This window comes from Sinomonas terrae (assembly GCF_022539255.1).
GTDB classification, from domain to species: domain Bacteria; phylum Actinomycetota; class Actinomycetes; order Actinomycetales; family Micrococcaceae; genus Sinomonas; species Sinomonas terrae.
Genome location: NZ_JAKZBV010000001.1, coordinates 3,113,502 through 3,131,130 on the forward strand (window position 1 = coordinate 3,113,502; position 17,629 = coordinate 3,131,130).

Here is a 17,629-nt window from a genome sequence, read left to right on the forward strand (position 1 = left end):
CATCCCGCCCGCGTCAGAGCGCGGCTCCGATGCCCCATTCCATGGCCGTTCCCTCCCCCGGGGCGAGCCAGCCCAGGTCTTCGCCGCTGTTGAATGCGTTGGCTGGCCCGGTCTGTGGCTCAAGGGCGACTGCTATGTCCCGGCCAGGGTAGCGGCGCGTCACGAACACGTGCGTGTAGCGGCAGCGATTGTCCTGCCAGAGCCAGACCGACCTGCCGTTCGGCGCGGTGAGCGTCGCGCGGGCTACCCCTTCCTCGAAGGTGAGGCCGGTGTAGGCCGAGTCGAGGTCAAGGTTGCCGACCCGCCGGCCCCCGGAAAGGTCCCACTCCCCCTCGGCTGGCGTCGTAGACCGTGGAATCTGCCGCTCGTCCGGTACAAGCCGTCGTTCGCCCCTCACCGTGAGCGTGAGTTCGCCGGTCTCGACGTCCCCGAGTCGCAGAAAGGGGTGCGCGCCGAGCACGAAAGGCGCGGGCCGCTCCGAGTCGTTGGCGAGCGACTGGCGCACGTGGAGGCTCCCGTCGTCGTCAATTCGGTACTCGACGCGGTGCCTGACCAGGAAGGGGTAGCCGTGCTGCGGGAAGACGGTGCCCTCGAGTACCACGCGGGTGTCTTCGTGCTCGAGCAGCTCGTAGCCGGTGTTGCGGAGCAGTCCGTGGCTCGCGTTGTTCTTCGACGGCTCGGTGATGTCGAGCTGCTGGACCTCGCCGTCGAGCGTCCAGCGTCCGTCCTCGATGCGATTCGCCCAGGGTGCAAGCGTGATCCCGGCGGCGCCCGGAGGGATTTGGGCGTCCGAATAGGTCTCCGTGAGCTGCACGCCGTCGATCTCGAAGGAGCGCAGCCCGGCGGCGAGCTCGGTGACGACGGCGGTACTTCCACCTCGTGAGATGCGGTACTGGCGGCCTGTGGCGGCCGCGCGGCGGGTGGCGAAAGGAGTCGGGGCGCTCATGGTTCCTCACGTTAGCGCTCTCGGGCCAGGTCCAACCCAGCTATGGGTCAGGTTGGTCCGAATTGGCCCTTCCCTTCCGGCAGCAGAAATGTTATCTTTTGTTAGAAAACTTTTGTTGCTGTTACCTCGTTCCTGGGACCTCTCGGGCGTCCTTCGGGGATCAACGAGCAGCTTGGCAAAGAGGGGGCGACCGTGCTGGCAGCAGAGCGCCATGCGCGCATTGTGGCGGAGCTCGAAAAGCGCGAGGCGGTCCGGGTCGCGGAGCTCGCGAGCTCACTTTCGGTCTCGGAAATGACCATCCGGCGGGACATCGAGCAGCTCGAGAACCTCGGGCTCGCGCGGCGGGTTCATGGCGGCGCAGCACGCGTTGTGGACTTCGCGTTCGCCGAGCCAGGCTTCGAGGTCAAGTTCGGGCATCACGCCGATACGAAATCGGCCATCGCGCGGGAGGCAGCGGCCCTGGTCAAGCCGGGCTCGACGCTGTTCGTCACAGCGGGCACGACGACGTTTGCGCTCGCCAAACTCCTCCCGACCATTCCCGACCTGACAGTCGCGACGAACTCGATCAAGGTGGCCGAGGCCCTCGGGCACTCCGTCCGCACGATCCTCACGGGGGGCGAGCGCACGCCGTCCGAGGCCCTCGTCGGCCCCCTTGCCACTGCTTCGCTCACTCAGCTCCACGTGGAATTGTGCTTCATGGGGGTCCACGGCCTGCACCCCCGAGGCGGCCTTACGACCCCGAACCTCCTCGAGGCTGAAACGAACAGGGCCGCCGCCGACGCCGCGGCGCGACTCGTCGTCCTCGCGGACAGCACAAAGTACGGGCTTCTGAGCCTGGCGCAGATCGCGCCGCTTGAACGCGCCGACACGCTCATCTCGGACACGGGGCTCTCCGACGTTGCTCGCCGCGAGCTCGACGACCGCATCCCCCACGTCATCCTTGCCGACACCTCCACCATTGGGAGCCATGCATGACCACAGCCGCCGGCCTCTCCCCCGTCACGCGAAGCACTCTTGCCGACGGACGCGAACTCATCTACTTCGACGATCCCGGGACTCCCCGACGCGCGCCCGTCCGCGACGCCCGTGACCTCCCGCCCCGCCCTGAGCCCGGCGAACTCCGCTATGACGCACTCAGCGGCGAGTGGGTCGCCGTCGCTGCCCACCGCCAGTCACGGACCCACCTCCCGCCCCCCGATGCCTGCCCGCTGTGCCCCAGCACGCCGTCGTTCGCTTCGGAGCTCCCCGACCCGGACTACAACGTCGTCGTGTTCGAGAACCGCTTCCCGTCGCTCGGGCCCGCGCTCGCGGAACTGCCCTCCGCCCTGCCGTGGGGAGAGACCGTACCCGCGGTCGGCAGGTGCGAGGTCGTGTCTTTCACGCCGGAGCATCACGGCTCTTTTGCCCGGCTCCCCTACTCGCGGGCCCGGACGGTCGTCGAGGCTTGGGCCCACCGGACCGCCGAGCTCAGCGCACTCCCGGGGATCCGGCAGGTGTTCCCGTTCGAAAACCGCGGCGCGCAGATCGGCGTCACCCTGCACCACCCCCATGGCCAGATCTACGCGTACCCGTATCTCACCCCTCGCGGCGCCCAGCTCGCCGAGGCGGCGCGCCGGCATTTCGACGCGACCGACAGGACGCAGACGCTGCTCGGGTCCCTGCTCGACCGCGAGCGGTCCGACGGAGCACGCATGATCCTCGAGGGCGAGCATTTCAGCGCCTACGTTCCATTCGCGGCCCGGTGGCCGATCGAGGTGCACCTCGTGCCGCACCGGCACGTCGCAGACTTCGCCGGCTTGACGGGCGAGGAGAAGGACGAGTTGACGGACCTGTATCTCCGGCTCCTCGGCGGCGTCGACGCGCTGTACGAGACCCCAACCCCCTACATCGCCGCCTGGTTCCAAGCACCGATCGACCCCGTGCTCGGCCCTCCCTCGCGGTTCCATCTCCAACTCACCTCGCCGCGGCGCGCGGCGGACAAGCTCAAGTACCTCGCCGGATCGGAGGCAGCCATGGGCGCATTCATCAACGACACTCGGGCCGAAGACGTCGCTGCCAGCCTCCGCGATGCGGTTTCGGAGGCGCGCCAATGAGCCCGAATGTGCCGATGAGCCCGGATCTTGAGCGCCTGACTGCCACCTTCGGCGACGCCTTCGGCGGAGCGGCCGACGGCGTCTGGACTGCTCCCGGGCGGGTGAACCTCATCGGCGAGCACACCGACTACAACGAGGGCTTCGTGCTGCCGTTCGCGATCGACCTCGCCGCGCGCGTGGCCCTGCGCGTCCGCGACGACGGCGTGATGCGGCTTCTCTCCACCGCCGGATCAGAGAGCGGGATTACGGAGCTCTCTGTGGGTGACCTGCGTTCAGACCGCGCCAAGGGATGGAGCGTCTATCCTTCGGGAGTCGTGTGGGCTTTTCAGGAGCGCGGGATCGACGTGCCCGGCTTCGAACTCGTGCTCGATTCGGATGTGCCCCTCGGGGCAGGGCTCTCGTCCTCGCATGCGATTGAGTGCGCGGTCGCGACCGCCCTCAACGAGGTGACTGGTGCCGGGCTTGACGCCGAGGAGCTCGTGCTCACGACCCAGCGGGCCGAGAACGCGTTCGTTGGGGCACCGACCGGCATCATGGACCAATCTGCGTCGTTGCGAGGCCGTTCGGGGCATGCCGTGTTCCTCGATTGCCGGGACCAGAGCGTTGAGCTCGTCCCCTTCGACGCAGCCGCGGCCGGGCTCGTGACCCTCGTCATCGACACGCGGGTCGCGCACTCGCATGCGGACGGCGGCTACGCGAATCGACGGGACGCCTGCGAGCTCGGCGCCCAGGTGCTCGGCGTCAAGGCCCTCCGGGATGTCTCAGTCGACGACCTCGACGAAGCCCGCGGTCTCATGGACGAGACGACGTTCCGCCGCGTGCGGCACGTCGTGACCGAGGACCAGCGGGTGCTCGACAGCGTCGCTGCCCTCCGGGGCTCCGGACCGGCGGGCATTGCTTCGCTCCTCGACGCTAGCCATGCCTCGATGCGGGACGACTTCGAGATCTCGTGTGATGAGCTCGACACGGCGGTGGAGGCAAGCCGCGCTGCCGGGGCGATCGGCGCTCGGATGACGGGCGGAGGCTTCGGCGGCTCCGCCATCGCGCTCGTCCCCGACGACGACGAGAACCGTGTGCGCGACGCCGTGCTGGCGGCCTTCGCCGAGCGTGGGTTCGGAGCGCCGCGGCTCTTCACCGTGACCCCGGCCGACGGCGCGAGGCGTCTCGCGTAGGTCAGAGACAAGGCTCGATCAGAGACAACGCTGGAGACGGAAGAGGCGGCCCCGGAAGGTACCGGGGCCGCCTGCTTCTGCCAGCTCTGTCAGCAGATTGCTCCGGCTCGGCTAATCGTTGCTGTTCACGATCGCGAGCACGCGCAGGATCTCGGTGTACAGCCACACGAGCGTCACGGTGAGGCCGAACGCGGCCGTCCAAGCGACGCGCCTCGGGGCTCCAGCCCTGACCGCCTGCTCGATGCTGTTGAAATCGAAGATGAGCGAGATCGCCGCGAGGACAACCGCGAGGAGCCCGATCACGACTCCGAGCGGGATGCCGAACACCGTGATCCCTCGGAGGCCCCATGGATTCTGAACGACGCCGAACAGCATCAGGAACAGGTTCACAACGCTGAAGGCGAGGTAGCCCACGACCGCGATGAGGAAGAACTTCGCGAGGCCCGGAGTCGCGCGGACTTTACCGCTGCGGTAGAGGAACAGGGTGACGCCAGCGACGGCGAACGTGCCGAGCACGGCCTGCAGGCCGATCCCCGGAGCCACGCGGTCGAGCAGCAGGGTCAGGCCACCGAGGAAGAGTCCCTCGAGAGCGGCGTAGGCGAGGACGAGTGCCGGAGACGGCTCGCGCTTGAAGGAATTGACGAGCCCGAGGACAAAGCCGCCGAGCGCGCCCACGAGCGTGAGACCGAGGGCGCCGGCGGGCGGGACCGAGAGCGTGATGACTGCGCCGACCACGACGGCACCGAGGCATACGAGCGTCTTGACGATGACGTCGTCGTACGTGATGCGCCCGGTCTGTGCCGGGCCGGCCGACGGCGCACGATACAGCTCGTCGAGCTGCTCGGCCGTCATCGGCGCCGCATAGGGAGACGGCTGGACAGAAGGTGCCGTCGCAACGGCACTCTTGAAGTTCTTGCCCCGGAAGACGGGGTTGCCACCAAGGGCCATGGGTCACTCCTAGATCAGGTGCGGTGATGGAGTTGCGTTCAGAGGCTACCAAGTGCACGAGCACCTCGGTGGTAAGGTTCCCTCGCCCCACTAGACTGTCTCCGTGTCTCACGCCGACAGTCCAGAGCGCTCGTCCCTCAACGCGAAGTCAGCTGTGCCCACTCGACTCCCCCTGCGCATGCTCCATGACCGGATCCTCGTGCAACTCGACAAGGATGCAAGCGAGCGCCGTTCGGCCTCCGGGATCGTGATTCCGGCGACGGCGAGCCTCGGCCGTCGGCTCGCCTGGGCGGTGGTCGTAGCTGCGGGGCCTAGCGTCCGTCAGGTCTCGGTTGGCGATCGCGTCCTCTTCGACCCCGAGGACCGCTCGGAGGTCGAGGTGGCGACGAAGGACTACATCCTCCTGAGGGAACGCGACCTCCATGCAGTTGCTGAGCCAGAGACCCGCGAGAGCGAGCTCGGCCTCTACCTCTGACCACCTCCGGGGCAGTCGTTATCTGATCGCTACCTATCCGGGTTCACAGCGCGAGTTGCGCCGTCCTTCCGCCGAGTAACATGACGTTCCATCAGGTGAGATGCGTCACAAAGGCACCATGCATCGCGCCGTCGGTCCGTCCTTGAGCTGACCTGGGCCAGCTCTGACCCCGGAATAGCGGAGGTCCAACTTGAATAGACGAGAGAGTGTCAAGAGGCAAGAGGGCGCCGCTCGCGGTTCGCGGCTCCGCCGACCGCTCTCTGCGGCAGGTGCGCTCCTCGGCGTCCTCCTTGCCCTCCTCCTGACCATCGCATCGAGTGCCGGGGCGGCCACGCCGTCGTCGCCCCCATCCAGCTCAGGGTCGCCCAGCAGCTCAGGCTCCACGTCCCAGTTCCCGAACACCATCTCCGGATTCCTGCGCAATGCCGGCCAACCGCTCGCAGGCGTCAAAATCACCGCGAAAGGCAACGGCTTCGAGGGAAGCACGACCTCTGCGCCCAACGGATCGTGGAGCATCTCGGTACCCACGGAAGGCAGCTACCAGCTGACGCTCGACGAGTCGACCCTCCCCTCAGGCGTCAAGCTCGCGGCCGGTCAGGAGAACCCGCGGACGGTCACGTTCAACCAGACCACGAATGTGAGCACCATCTTCGCGTTCGGCGCCGGTATCACAGTTCATCAGAGCAGCTTCGTCGGAGACCTCACCAACCGACTCGTCGCGGGACTCAGCTTCGGTCTCCTGCTCGCCCTCGCTTCGGTCGGACTCTCCCTCATCTTCGGGACAACGGGCCTCACGAACTTCGCACATGGGGAAATGGTGACTCTGGGCGCCGTCGTCGTCTTCTCGCTCAGCAGCATCGGCAGTCCATTCTGGCTCGCGATCCTCGGCGGCCTCCTCTCCGGCGCCGTGTTCGGCTACGCTCAGGATGCACTTCTGTGGAAGCCGCTGCGGCGGAGGGGGACGGGCAACGTTCCCATGATGATCGTGAGCATCGGCCTCGCGCTCGCGGCACGCTACGTGATCCTGTTCTTCTTCGGAGGCGAGACGCAGCAGCTGCCGTACTCGCAGACCGTTGACATCGATCTCGGACCGGTCTCGGTGTCACCGAACAACCTCGTCTCCCTCCTCATCTCGATCGTCGTGATCGCACTCCTCGGATTCGTGCTCCTCCGGACGCGGCTCGGAAAGGCGACCCGCGCCGTCGCCGACAACCCGGCCCTTGCCGCCGCAAGCGGGATCGACGTGGACCGCGTCATCCGCCTTGTATGGGTCATGGGAGGCCTGCTTGCCGCCCTCGGAGGCATCCTATGGGCCTATTACCGCCCCGGGGTGACGTTCAACATGGGCCAGCAGATCCTGCTCATGATCTTCGCAGGCGTCACCCTCGGGGGCCTCGGCACGGTATTCGGCGCCCTTGTGGGCTCCGTCGTCGTCGGGGTCTTCGTCGAACTCACAACCGTCTTCGGTCTGACCTCGGACCTCAAGTACGTCGGGGCGCTGGTCATCATGATCCTCGTGCTCCTCTTCCGGCCGCAGGGCATTCTGGGTCACCGCGAGCGAGTGGGCTAAGGAGGCACGGATGGATTTCGGTCTGATCTTCAGCGAGGCCGTCGGTGAGATGGTGAGTCCGACGACGGCGGCCTACGCACTCGCAGCGCTCGGCCTCGCCGTCCACTTCGGCTACTCGGGTCTGCTCAACTTCGGACAAGCAGGGTTCATGGCCGTCGGCTCCTATGCCTTCGCGATGTCGACCATCCACTTCGGGGTGCCATGGTGGCTTGGCTTTCTCCTCGCGGTCGCTTGCTCGGTAGCCTTCGCCCTCATCCTCGGCATCCCGACGCTGCGGCTCCGCGCGGACTATCTTGCGATCGTGACGATCGCGGCCGCGGAGATCATCCGATACATCGTCACGACCAACAGTCTGACCGACGTGACGGGATCCGCGAACGGTCTGGCGGGCTTCCGGCAGGACTTCCTCCGGCTCAACCCATTCCCGCCCGGCAACTACCTCGGCTACAGCAGCCCGGACTTCTTCTACCGGGTGTTCGGCTGGGGCCTCGTGATCGTCCTCGGGATCATCGTATGGCTCCTCATGCGCAGCCCCTGGGGCCGGGTGCTCAAAGGGATTCGCGAGGATGAGCTCGCTGTGCGCTCCCTCGGCAAGAACGTCTATGCCTATAAGATGCAGGCCCTCGTGATCGGCGGCATCTTCGGAGCCCTAGCGGGTCTCGTCTTCACTCTCCCCCGCGACGTCGTCCAGCCTGCCAACTATGGCACTGAGCTGACATTCTTCCTGTGGACCTGCCTCCTGCTCGGAGGAATGTCCACGGTGCTCGGACCCGTCATCGGCGCGATGCTCTTCTGGATCGTCCTCTCGCTCACCCAGAACATCCTCTTCGGACTGATCCAGATCGGCGTGCTGCCCTGGCTGAACCCCTCGCAGGCTGGTCAGCTTCGATACATCCTTGTCGGCGTAGCGCTCATGCTGCTGATGATCTTCAGGCCCCAGGGCGTGTTCGGCAACAAGAAGGAGCTCGCTTTCTCATGAGCCAGCACGAGATGACCACCGCCGAGACGGTCGACTACATGGCAGACGAACGTCCAATTGCCGAAGGCCCGGTTGGGCCCGGCTGCAAGAAGCGCGATCCGATCCTCGTCGCGGACGGAGTCACCCGCCGCTTCGGCGGCATCAACGCCGTCGACGTCGATCACCTCGAAGTCCCGCGGCACAAGATCACGGCCCTGATTGGGCCGAACGGCGCGGGAAAGACGACACTGTTCAACCTTCTGACCGGCTTCGACACCCCGAACTCGGGTTCCTGGCAGTTCGAGGGCACGAATCTCTCGGGCATGTCCTCGTACAAGGTCGCTCGCCTCGGGATGGTGCGCACGTTCCAGCTCACGAAGGTCATGGGGAAGCTCACGGTCATGGAGAACATGCGGCTCGGCGCCTCCGAGCAGCCCGGTGAGAAGCTGCGGAACGCGTTGTTCCGAGGAATCTGGGGCAAGCGCGAGAAGGACATCACCGGGCAGGCGGAGGAACTCCTCGCGAAGTTCAAGCTGGATGCGAAGCGGCACGACTATGCGGCATCGCTTTCCGGCGGCCAGCGCAAACTCCTCGAGATGGCCCGCGCGCTCATGGTGAACCCCAAGCTCGTCATGCTCGACGAGCCGATGGCGGGCGTCAATCCGGCGCTGTCTCAGAGCCTCCTCGACCATGTCAAGAACCTCAAGGCCGAAGGCATGACCGTCCTGTTCGTCGAGCACGACATGCACGTGGTTCGCCACATCGCCGACTGGGTTGTGGTCATGGCGGAGGGAAAGATCGTGGCCGAGGGGCGGCCCTCCGATGTGATGAAGGATCAGGCAGTCATTGACGCGTACCTGGGCGCGCACCACGATGTGGACCTCGGTTCGATGCAGGGCATCGAAGAACTCGAGGCGGACCTCGCCGCGGACGAGGAGTCCGTAGTCGGGACAGCCGACGCCGGGATCCTCTCCCACGGCGCTGTGGACGAGTCGGAGATCCTCTCGGTGCAACCGCCTGAGGACGACCAATCCCACGAGCACGGGTCCCGCTTGCGGAAGGACGACACCGAATGAGCGAACAACCAGCAAGGTCCGGCACCGCGCGAGGAAAGGCTGCCGGAGCGAGCGAGGGCGACACCGTAGTCGTCAGTGTCAAGAATCTCGTGGCTGGCTACTTGCCGGGCGTCAACATCCTCAACGGCTGCAGCATCGAGGCGCGCCAAGGCGAGCTCATCGGCATCATCGGTCCCAACGGCGCAGGCAAATCCACGCTCCTCAAGGCCATGTTCGGGCTCGTCAAGGTCCATTCGGGGTCCGTCGTCGTCCGCGGCCAAGAGCTCACCGGACTCAAAGCCAACAAGCTCGTAGCCCGCGGCATCGGCTTCGTGCCTCAGACGAACAATGTCTTCACGACCCTCACGATCGAGGAGAACATGCAGATGGGGGTGTACCAGCGGCCCAAGAACTTCAAGGAACGCTGGGAGTTCGTCACCGATCTGTTCCCCGAGCTCGCGCGGCGCCGCGCCCAGCGGGCTGGCTCACTTTCAGGTGGCGAGCGGCAGATGGTCGCGATGGGTCGGGCGCTCATGATGGATCCTGCGGTCCTGCTGCTGGACGAGCCGTCCGCAGGACTCTCCCCGGTCAAGCAGGACGAGACGTTCCTGCGAGTCCACGAGGTCAACCGCGCTGGCGTCTCCGTGATCATGGTCGAGCAGAATGCCCGCCGTTGTCTCCAGATCTGCGATCGAGGCTACGTCCTGGATCAGGGCAAGGATGCGTACACGGGGACCGGCCGCGAGCTCCTCCACGACCCCAAAGTCATCCAGCTCTACCTCGGGACCCTCGCTGATTCGGTCGAGGGCCCCTGAGACGCCGAAGGCCCCCGACCTTTGGAGGTGCGGGGGCCTTCGCTGTCAGGCCGAGGTCAGGAGAGCTTGCCGTATTCCTGGCTGATCGGCTGGGGAACGTTGTTGTTGTCGAACTGGTAGAGGCCGATGTAGGCCTCCGTCGGATCACCGTTCGAAGCGAACGTCACCGGCCCGGACTGGCCGTCATAGTCGATGTCCTTGCCTTGTCGGAGCAGCGTCACGCAGGTCGCGAAATCGAAGCACTTCTGGCCTCCTTCGGAGACGTCCTGAAGGTGCATCGCTATGTCAGTGCCCTTCGTGCTCTTCGCTTCCTCGGCCGCGAGCGCGATGAGGTTCACAGCGTCCCACGATTCGCCCGCGTAGTTGTAGTCCTTGAGGCTCGGGTCGATCGTCTTGAGCTGGGTCTTGAAGTCGGCGCTCGCGAAGGTTCCCGGGATGGTGCCACGGGATCCTGAGAGGGTGCCCGGCTTGAGGTCCTTGCTGTAGTCGGACGTGTTCCCGTCAACGAAGAACATCTGGGTCGGCTTGATTCCCTTGGCTGTGAGCAGAGGAATGATCTGCTTGGCCTGATCGAACGAGATCACAGCGATCGCATCGGGCTTGGCCGCGACGACCTTGTCGACCTGTGAGCTGAACTGCGAATCGCCCTCGTTGAAGAGCTCCTGATCGACGACCTTGCCACCCGCGGCTTGGAAGGCCTTCACGACGTTGTCCCTGAGGCCCGTGCCGTAAGCATCATTCAGGACGAGCAGTCCGAGCGTTTGGGCGCCGCAGGAGGCGATGTAGTTCCCGAGCACGCGACCCTGCAGGACGTCCGATGGGGCGGTGCGCCAGTACAGGCCGTGGGCGGGCCACGTGCTGAACACCGGCGAGGTATTCGCCGGGGAGAACATGACCGTGCCGGACCCCGTGATCTGGTTGATTACGGTCTGGGACACGCCCGATGACGCCGCGCCAACGATGGCGCTGACGCCCTGCCCGAGAAGGTTGGTGACCGACTGGGTAGCGATATCAGTCGTCGTGTCACCGGAGTCGCGATGGATGGCCTCGATGGGATGGCCGAGCACACCTCCGGCATCATTGATCTGCTTGACCGCGAGGTTCACGCCCGCGATCTCAGGTGGGCCGAGGAAGGCGAGGGCACCGGTCTGCGGCAGCAGAGTGCCGATCTTGAGCGGCGTCGGCGATGTCGTCGATGACTTCGGAACGTCCGACGGGGCAACCGTGCTCGCGCCCCCTGAAGCCTGAGGGCCGCCGCTGGAAGTCGGAGATGGGCACGAAACGCCCCCTGCGGCCGCGGCGCTTGTGGTGCTCCCGGATGATCCCCCCGATGGACTCCCGCCACATGCGGTGGCGAGCAGGGCAACCCCTACGCCGAGGGCGGTCAGCCTGGCGACTCGGGGCACTATCTCATGCCGTGCAATCATTGGATTCTTCTCCTCCATCGAAGGGCGCAGAACTCCCCAGACAGGTGGATTCAGGTGTGTTCCTGATCACAACGTCAGGCTAGACCAACGTTGTTATTCACAGAAGAACCACAGGTCACAGCCTCATAACGGCTTCTGCACCAGAGGAAGCTGCGCCTCCTGAGAGGCTATCGGCTCGGCCGCCGGACTCGGCAGTCCGTGAGCAAGCGAGGCCAGCCTTTCGCTGAGCCTGCTAATTCAGCCTTTGGATCCTCTTCTCGATCTTCATCTTGGTCCGATGAAGGCGGGCCCAACTCCCCATTCCGGCGGCAGTAATTCGCCCGACTTCTTGCGTGCTTGGCAAAGCGCTCTTCCGAAGTTCCTCATCGATCTCCGAGGGTTCTCGACCCCGCATGGTATCGATGATTCTCTGAGCTGCCTGCACGGGGGCGGATGCAAAGGGGTGCTCACTGATCTCGCGGTTCACGGATGCCAACTCGGCTTGAAGCTGCTCGAGGTTCTGCCTTCCGAACACTGTTGTCTACCGCCCTAACACGCACCGCACCGCGGCATACCCGAACGAACTGGCAATCGCCCAGGCCGAGCCCGACTGCGCAATCCTGGTAATCTGCGCCGAGTTCAGGCCGATCCCCATCAGACACCTAACGACCCATGGGGCCAACCAAAATGGGTCCGCGACCACCGGGTATGCGATGCCAGCCGCGTTCGCATGGTCGACGACCTGGGTGAGCATCCGGCCGGACACTTCGTACTTGGTTGGGATGTCCCTTCCATTAGCATCTTTCGCCCACGCGGCGCCTGCCGCGGCCCGGATGCTTCCGTCCGCGTTGACGACAACGACGCCCTTGTCCGCGAGCTCTAGACGCTGGCCTTCACCCAACTCAATCTCGTAAGCGTACCGAGTTGGCGCGTCGATGCTCGTTATGGAGGTCAGCATTTGCACCCCCACTTGAGTTGGGATCACGGCGTTCGAACTGCGCTTGGACGACGGGAATGCGATTGCGCCATCGAGCAGCTCCCCGCCCCCGCTACCTTCCGCATGCGGCAGCCCGATCGACACGACCGAACCCTCTACACCGCCGATTTCCACGTTCCCTTCAGGGTCCAGAGGCACCGTTACGGACCGACTATTGCCCAGGTCGGCAACCACAGCCGACCCATCCTCTCGAAGGGACGGCGCAGAAACGGCTAGCAAGGAAGAGTCGATCGCAGCGACGCGTGCGAGCGCACCGGTCACGTCCGACGTCGAAATCTGAACTGACGCGTCGTCTGCGAAAGCTGGTCCGGGCACTACCCCAGCTCCACAGAACAACCCTGCAGTTACGGCGGAAACTATTGCCGCTCGCAGTCGACCCATCGAAAACCCCTTCATCCAAGAACTCACGAGATGCGTTTCTTGGACGATATCTAGGGAAAATTCTGGCAACCAACTGAAGGAGCACTTCGACGCCACGAGATGTGCAAAAAGTGCACCTGCGTAGAGAGTTTGAGAACACTGCCCCCGCTCTGAAGACCGTGGCTTTCCGGTGGTTGCGGGGTGTCTACAAGCGTAGCGAGAGGCCGTCTGAGCCGTCGATCAGGGATGATCGGGGCAGGCTTGTCCATTCGGTTGGGATGACTCAAACCTTTCTGAGTGCCGCCCAGGTGGACGAGCTGGTCGCGTTGTATGAGCAGGGGATGAGCCTGCCCGAGCTCGGTGAGAGGTTCGGGCTCTACCACCGCACCGTGACGGCACACCTCGTGCGCCGGTCCGTGCCGATGCCGAAGAGGGGGATCAAGGAAGAGCAGACGCCCGAGGCTGTGCGCCTCTACGAGGATGGGATGACGTTGACGGAGGTCGGACTGCGCTTCGGCGTGAGCCAGCAAGCAGTACGAAGGGCGGTGGCTGCCAAAGGCGTGGAGATCCGGCCCCGCGGTCGCCGCCCTCTTCCCAGTGCGTTGGTCGGCGATGGCTCTGATGATGCCGAGCAACCCGCGACTTCGCAATGACCCTTATCGCCATCGACGGCATCCAGGGCATCCAGGGAACGATTCGGCAATGACATCCGTAAGAGGGGCGATGAAATCGGTAAAAGGAGGTGTGCTGGCCGACCCCGATGACGGGGTACCTCTCTATAGCGACGGCCCGACTCGCGCGGTCCCGGTGCGGCGCATGCGTTCCCGATCCTGCCGCTCGGTCGAGGCGAGACTTCGTGCTCGGCCGAGGGCCGTCTGGGCGCGGCCGGCGTCGATCTTCTGTGCCTCGTTCGCCGCTGGCGCTCCGAGCGTGACATTGTCTTTGATCCCGTAGCGGTCGCGGTAGGCAGCGACCGTGCGTGCGAGGCGCCGCCAGGTCGCGACGGTTTTGGCGTCCTTCGGCGGTGTGCCGAGCACCATAGTCCAGCTCGCGTTTTCGGCGAGCGCGGAGTTGAGGAGGGCGTCTGCGCGGGCTTCGATGAGGTCCCGCCGCTCGGTGAGCGCTTGGTGCATCTCGGCGGTCATGGGGCCGAGGGCTTCGGGGATGAGCCCGGCGATCAGCCGCGGGGCGTTCCTTGTGCGTCCGGAGCCGACGGGGCGGGCGGTGGCCCGGGCGAGGCGGTGGTGGAGAACGGCGGCGATGTCGTCGGCGTCGGTGAACCCGTGTGCGGCGACGAGGCGGGGCAGCAGGGCTTCGACGTCGTGGTGGTTGGCTTCGGCGCGGCGCAGCTCTGCGGCGAATGCCCCGAACGCACCGGAGGCGATCGCCGCGTCTGCCTGTTCTTCGGTGAGTCCTGAGGATCGGATGAGGTTCTCCCAGCGGTTGTGCTGGGCGGCTGCGGCGATGGTCTCGTATTCGGCGGCGAGCTGGGCGATCGACCCCCACTGGTCCTGCTCGGCGGCGATCGTCTGGTGGGCGGAGGGCTCGGCGCCGACGTGCTGGAGCACCGCGTGCAGGACGCTTCGGGCGGTGGCCTCGGTGTTGTCGCCAGGGTGCGGCCCCTCATGCGCGGCGTCGGACCAGTCGGTCGCGACGTACGCGCGGTTGTTCTCCCTGCCCCGGGTCATGGCGACATAGAGGTTCTCCCTGGTCATGCTCGCGTCGACCAGGAGGTGTGAGGTGTCGACCGTGATGCCCTGGGCTCGATAGGAGGTGACCGCGTAGCCCAGATCAACGTGCTCGGCCGCGTAAGCAGCCGGGAGCACGACTGCGCCTCCTCGCTTGCGCCCCGCGCGGCGAAGGGCGAGGGAGCCGTCCTCGCGCACCTCGGTGACCGTCCATCTGTCGCCGTTGCGGACCCAGCAGCGGCCGTCGCGGAGGCGGCGGTCGTTGCGGCGTGTGATGACCGCATCCCCGGCCGCGGCGCGAGTGCCGTCGTGCAGTTCGACCTCACGCGGCCCGTGGACGGTGCCGTCGAGGATCAGCTCGGTGCGCGCCCGCTCGTTCAACGCGGTGACGGCCTCGTTCGAGTCGGCCACCAGCACCGTCGCCATCCCGGCCAGGAGGTCGACGCGCCAAGCCGTGTAGGCGGCATCGATCATCGCCTCCGTCTCCCCCTCGAGGACGCGGCCGTGCTCTATGTAGGTGTCGATGGCCTCGGTGCGCCCGCGCCGCAGGCCGAGGGAGGCGGCCTTCTCCCAGGCATTGGTGAAGCGGTGCACGTCGGCGAGCTCTGGGGCGTCGTCCCGGTCGTGCACGAGCATCCCGAACGCTCCGCCGGCGTCGACCGACTGGAGCTGGGTGTGGTCGCCCACCAGGAGCACCTTCGCCCCCGCCTCGGCGGCCAGGTTCGTGATCCGGTCGAGGGAGAGGGTTCCGGCGAGGGAGGCCTCGTCGAGGATGACGAGCTGGCCCCTGCGGAACGACTGCCCCGTGCGCTCGTGGGTGTCCCACCATTTGGCGGTGTTCTCCGTCTGGATGCCGAGGTCGTCGGCGAGGACCTGCGCGGCCACGGCGGAGGGGGCGAGGCCGACGACCGAGCCGGCCCCGTGCTCGGCCTCCCACGCCCGCCGCAGGGCGCTCATCGCTGTGGTCTTGCCGGCCCCGGCGGGGCCTACGAGGACGTCCACGATGCGCCCGCAGACGGCGACCCTGGCCAGCGCCGCGGCCTGGTCGCCCGCGAGCACCCGGCCCTCCCGGCCAGGCCTGGCGGTGACCTTCTCGACCGTCGTCAGCGAGGCGGTCGGGCCGGTGGTGGCGCGGGCGCGTTCGAGGAGGCGGTCTTCGGCCGCCAGCAGGACCTCGGAGGAGAAGACTGCCGAGTGCTTCGGCCGGAACACGCTGGTCCCGTCCGAGCGCTGGAACACCGCGGGGCTGGTGGCGAGCTCCGGCGGGGTCAGCCGCAGCGACGCGGCTTCGGCGGCGTCCACGACGAGCCCGACGACGGCCTCCCGGTCCTCGGTCGTGGCGAACCGGTAGCCCATCGTCTGCCGTGCCGCCTCCGCGGTGAGGTTCCACCGCCGCCACGTGGACCTCTTCTCCCCCACCGCCTCCACCACGCTCGCGCCGAGGGAGGCGATCGCCTCGAGAGGCACGTCGTCGGCGCGCAACATCAGCGGCTCCCCGTTCTCGGTGAGGGTGCGCGCCCACGAGGTCGCATCCGAACCCAGAAAGCGGCTTGCGCGCTGCCGCCACTGGGCGGTCAGATCCGCGAGCGAGCGGACCTCCTTCTCCGGGCGGGTGGCCAGGGTGGCCTGGGCGCGGAGCTTGATGACCGTCGTGTCCGATGGCTGGCGGCCGTGCCGCGCCACGTACTGCGCGATCAGCCGGTCCTTCTCCTGGTCGATGTGCCGCGACCGTTGGGAGAACTCTGCCACCAACTGCTCGGGGACGGCTGCGATGGCCCAGGCCGGGTTTCGGTCGCGGCCGCGATCGCGGGCCTCCCACCCGGCCCCGAGGGCACGGGTGAGGTAGTCGGCGAACACGGCTTCGTGGAGTTCGGACAGGGCAACAGTCGCCGCGTGCATCGGGCGGGAGTCCAGGCTGCGCCACCTGCCATCGAGCACGGTCCTGGCCTTGTTGGAGATCACGACGTGGGTGTGCAGGTGCGGGTCCCCCGCCCGGGAGTCGAAGTGATCGTACGCGGTCGCGATCAGGCCTGCGACGTCGACCTGGGCGACCGCCCCGTTGCGGTCGGTTGCACCCGCACGCGTGGCCGCAACCTCGCGCTCCATGTACGCAACCACGTCCGCGACCGCCGCATGGTGCGCCCCCGCGATCCTCTCCTGCGTCCCGGCGTCGGCGACGGCCCAGAGCACGGAGGCGGACTTCGGGATCGAGAACGTGAAGTCATAACCCGCGACCGCACGTCGCGACAGGGCCGCCTCCTCTTCCGCTGCGATGTGCGCAACCGCCGCCTCCCGTTCGCCGTCGCTGAGGCCCGGGCCGAGCGCCTGCGTGCGCTTCTGGATCCGCTCGGCACGGGTGGCGTACGCCGGGTATGCGCGGCCAAGCGGGTCCCCGCTGACCGGGTCACGGCCCATCCCGATCAGCAGCTGAAGCTGCACCTCGGAAACCGTGTCGCCTTCGCGAAGCCGCCCGTCGCCGAGGTCGGCGATCCCGGAGCCGAGCCAGCGCCCGGGCGGGGTCCCTTCGGCGCTGTAATACCGGGTCAACGGCGTCGAGAGCGGCCGGGTGCCGTCCCCGGCAGCGACAGTCCGCAGGAGGTACCTGTAGCCCTCTCCCGCCGACATCAACCGCATCGACACCGTCACACGCCCGCCCCCATACCTGGTTCATCAGGTCAGGTGCACATGGGCACCCCTCGATCTGCCAGACGCGTGACGACCATTCAGTAGCGGCTCGACCCAGCCGGATCCTTGGCTTTCCTGGAGCTTCGTGCCCTTCTTCATGCAGGGGCTCACCGACCCAGTCCGATTTACCGACGTGCGAGCACGCGAGGGTCGAGAGCATGGACAACAGCAGCCGTGCGGTTTCCCCGAACCGGGACTGGGATTAACGGTGAAGATGTCAGGGGCGGCTCCGGCCGGGTCTGACCTGCTGACGGTCCTATAGAAAGTCAAGGCTGCCGAGATCGGCTCTGAGGTCGTGGAAGACCTCGCGGGCGATGACGCGTTTGAGGCAACCGGGGACAGGCCCTCGGCCACGCGCCTCTTCGCGTAGGCAATGGTCGGGGCGTCGTAGCACAGCCGGAGGAGTTCTTCAGGCATCAGGCCGACCACGACGAGGGCGGGCCCGATTCGGCGGCCGTCGC

General features: G+C 66.6%; 14 protein-coding genes. 9 read left to right on the top strand and 5 right to left on the bottom strand.

Annotation, left to right across the window (positions count from 1 at the left end; translation table 11 throughout):
- Window positions 1–13 precede the first annotated feature (13 nt).
- The gene (locus L0M17_RS14350; RefSeq protein ID WP_241054758.1) at window positions 14–946 is read right to left on the bottom strand and encodes an aldose 1-epimerase family protein; all 933 of its coding nucleotides are present in this window, start codon (window positions 944–946) and stop codon (window positions 14–16) included.
- Window positions 947–1,138: 192 nt separating this feature from the next.
- On the opposite strand from L0M17_RS14350, the gene L0M17_RS14355 reads away from it, so the two are divergent.
- Genes L0M17_RS14355 through galK form a run of 3 tightly spaced genes read left to right on the top strand, consistent with a single transcriptional unit; the run spans window position 1,139 to window position 4,211 of the window.
- Entirely contained in the window at window positions 1,139–1,921 is a 783-nt protein-coding gene (locus tag L0M17_RS14355) for a DeoR/GlpR family DNA-binding transcription regulator (RefSeq protein ID WP_241054759.1), read from the top strand.
- On the top strand, window positions 1,918–3,039 hold the full coding sequence (gene galT / locus L0M17_RS14360) for a galactose-1-phosphate uridylyltransferase (protein WP_241054760.1): 1,122 nt from the start codon (window positions 1,918–1,920) through the stop codon (window positions 3,037–3,039). The genes L0M17_RS14355 and galT overlap by 4 nt, the downstream gene beginning before the upstream one ends.
- Window positions 3,036–4,211, top strand: coding sequence for a galactokinase (gene galK / locus L0M17_RS14365; RefSeq protein ID WP_372498025.1), 1,176 nt, complete (start codon window positions 3,036–3,038; stop codon window positions 4,209–4,211). The genes galT and galK overlap by 4 nt, the downstream gene beginning before the upstream one ends.
- A 111-nt stretch (window positions 4,212–4,322) precedes the next feature.
- Here galK and L0M17_RS14370 read toward each other — a convergent pair whose 3' ends face one another.
- Window positions 4,323–5,159 carry a Bax inhibitor-1/YccA family protein gene (locus tag L0M17_RS14370; protein ID WP_241054761.1) on the bottom strand — a complete coding sequence of 279 codons (837 nt, stop codon included), beginning with the start codon at window positions 5,157–5,159 and terminating at the stop codon, window positions 4,323–4,325.
- A gap of 178 nt (window positions 5,160–5,337) precedes the next feature.
- On the opposite strand from L0M17_RS14370, the gene L0M17_RS14375 reads away from it, so the two are divergent.
- The 5 genes from L0M17_RS14375 to L0M17_RS14395 all read left to right on the top strand — a co-directional run bounded on the left by L0M17_RS14375 (window position 5,338) and on the right by L0M17_RS14395 (window position 10,032).
- Complete coding sequence (locus L0M17_RS14375; RefSeq protein WP_241056460.1) at window positions 5,338–5,634, top strand: GroES family chaperonin; 297 nt, start codon at window positions 5,338–5,340, stop codon at window positions 5,632–5,634.
- Window positions 5,635–5,935: 301 nt separating this feature from the next.
- Entirely contained in the window at window positions 5,936–7,204 is a 1,269-nt protein-coding gene (locus tag L0M17_RS14380) for a branched-chain amino acid ABC transporter permease (protein ID WP_241056461.1), read from the top strand.
- 10 nt (window positions 7,205–7,214) lie between these two features.
- Window positions 7,215–8,183 (top strand): branched-chain amino acid ABC transporter permease, encoded by a 969-nt coding sequence (locus L0M17_RS14385; protein ID WP_241054762.1) that lies wholly within the window; start codon window positions 7,215–7,217, stop codon window positions 8,181–8,183.
- Complete coding sequence (locus L0M17_RS14390) at window positions 8,180–9,238, top strand: ABC transporter ATP-binding protein (RefSeq protein WP_241054763.1); 1,059 nt, start codon at window positions 8,180–8,182, stop codon at window positions 9,236–9,238. Before L0M17_RS14385 ends, L0M17_RS14390 begins: the two co-directional genes overlap by 4 nt.
- Window positions 9,235–10,032 carry an ABC transporter ATP-binding protein gene (locus L0M17_RS14395; protein WP_241054765.1) on the top strand — a complete coding sequence of 266 codons (798 nt, stop codon included), beginning with the start codon at window positions 9,235–9,237 and terminating at the stop codon, window positions 10,030–10,032. The genes L0M17_RS14390 and L0M17_RS14395 overlap by 4 nt, the downstream gene beginning before the upstream one ends.
- Window positions 10,033–10,088: 56 nt before the next feature.
- On the opposite strand, the gene L0M17_RS14400 is transcribed toward L0M17_RS14395, so the two are convergent.
- Both L0M17_RS14400 and L0M17_RS14405 read right to left on the bottom strand, forming a co-directional pair.
- Window positions 10,089–11,459 (bottom strand): ABC transporter substrate-binding protein, encoded by a 1,371-nt coding sequence (locus tag L0M17_RS14400; protein WP_241054767.1) that lies wholly within the window; start codon window positions 11,457–11,459, stop codon window positions 10,089–10,091.
- A 520-nt stretch (window positions 11,460–11,979) separates the two neighbouring features.
- Window positions 11,980–12,549, bottom strand: coding sequence for a hypothetical protein (locus tag L0M17_RS14405; protein ID WP_241054768.1), 570 nt, complete (start codon window positions 12,547–12,549; stop codon window positions 11,980–11,982).
- Between the two features lie 554 nt (window positions 12,550–13,103).
- Here L0M17_RS14405 and L0M17_RS14410 point away from each other — a divergent pair.
- A complete protein-coding gene (locus L0M17_RS14410) occupies window positions 13,104–13,448 on the top strand; it encodes a helix-turn-helix domain-containing protein (protein WP_241054769.1) in 345 nt (114 codons plus the stop codon).
- Between the two features lie 123 nt (window positions 13,449–13,571).
- On the opposite strand, the gene mobF is transcribed toward L0M17_RS14410, so the two are convergent.
- On the bottom strand, window positions 13,572–17,117 hold the full coding sequence (gene mobF / locus L0M17_RS14415) for a MobF family relaxase (RefSeq protein ID WP_241056462.1): 3,546 nt from the start codon (window positions 17,115–17,117) through the stop codon (window positions 13,572–13,574).
- Window positions 17,118–17,629: the final 512 nt, after the last annotated feature.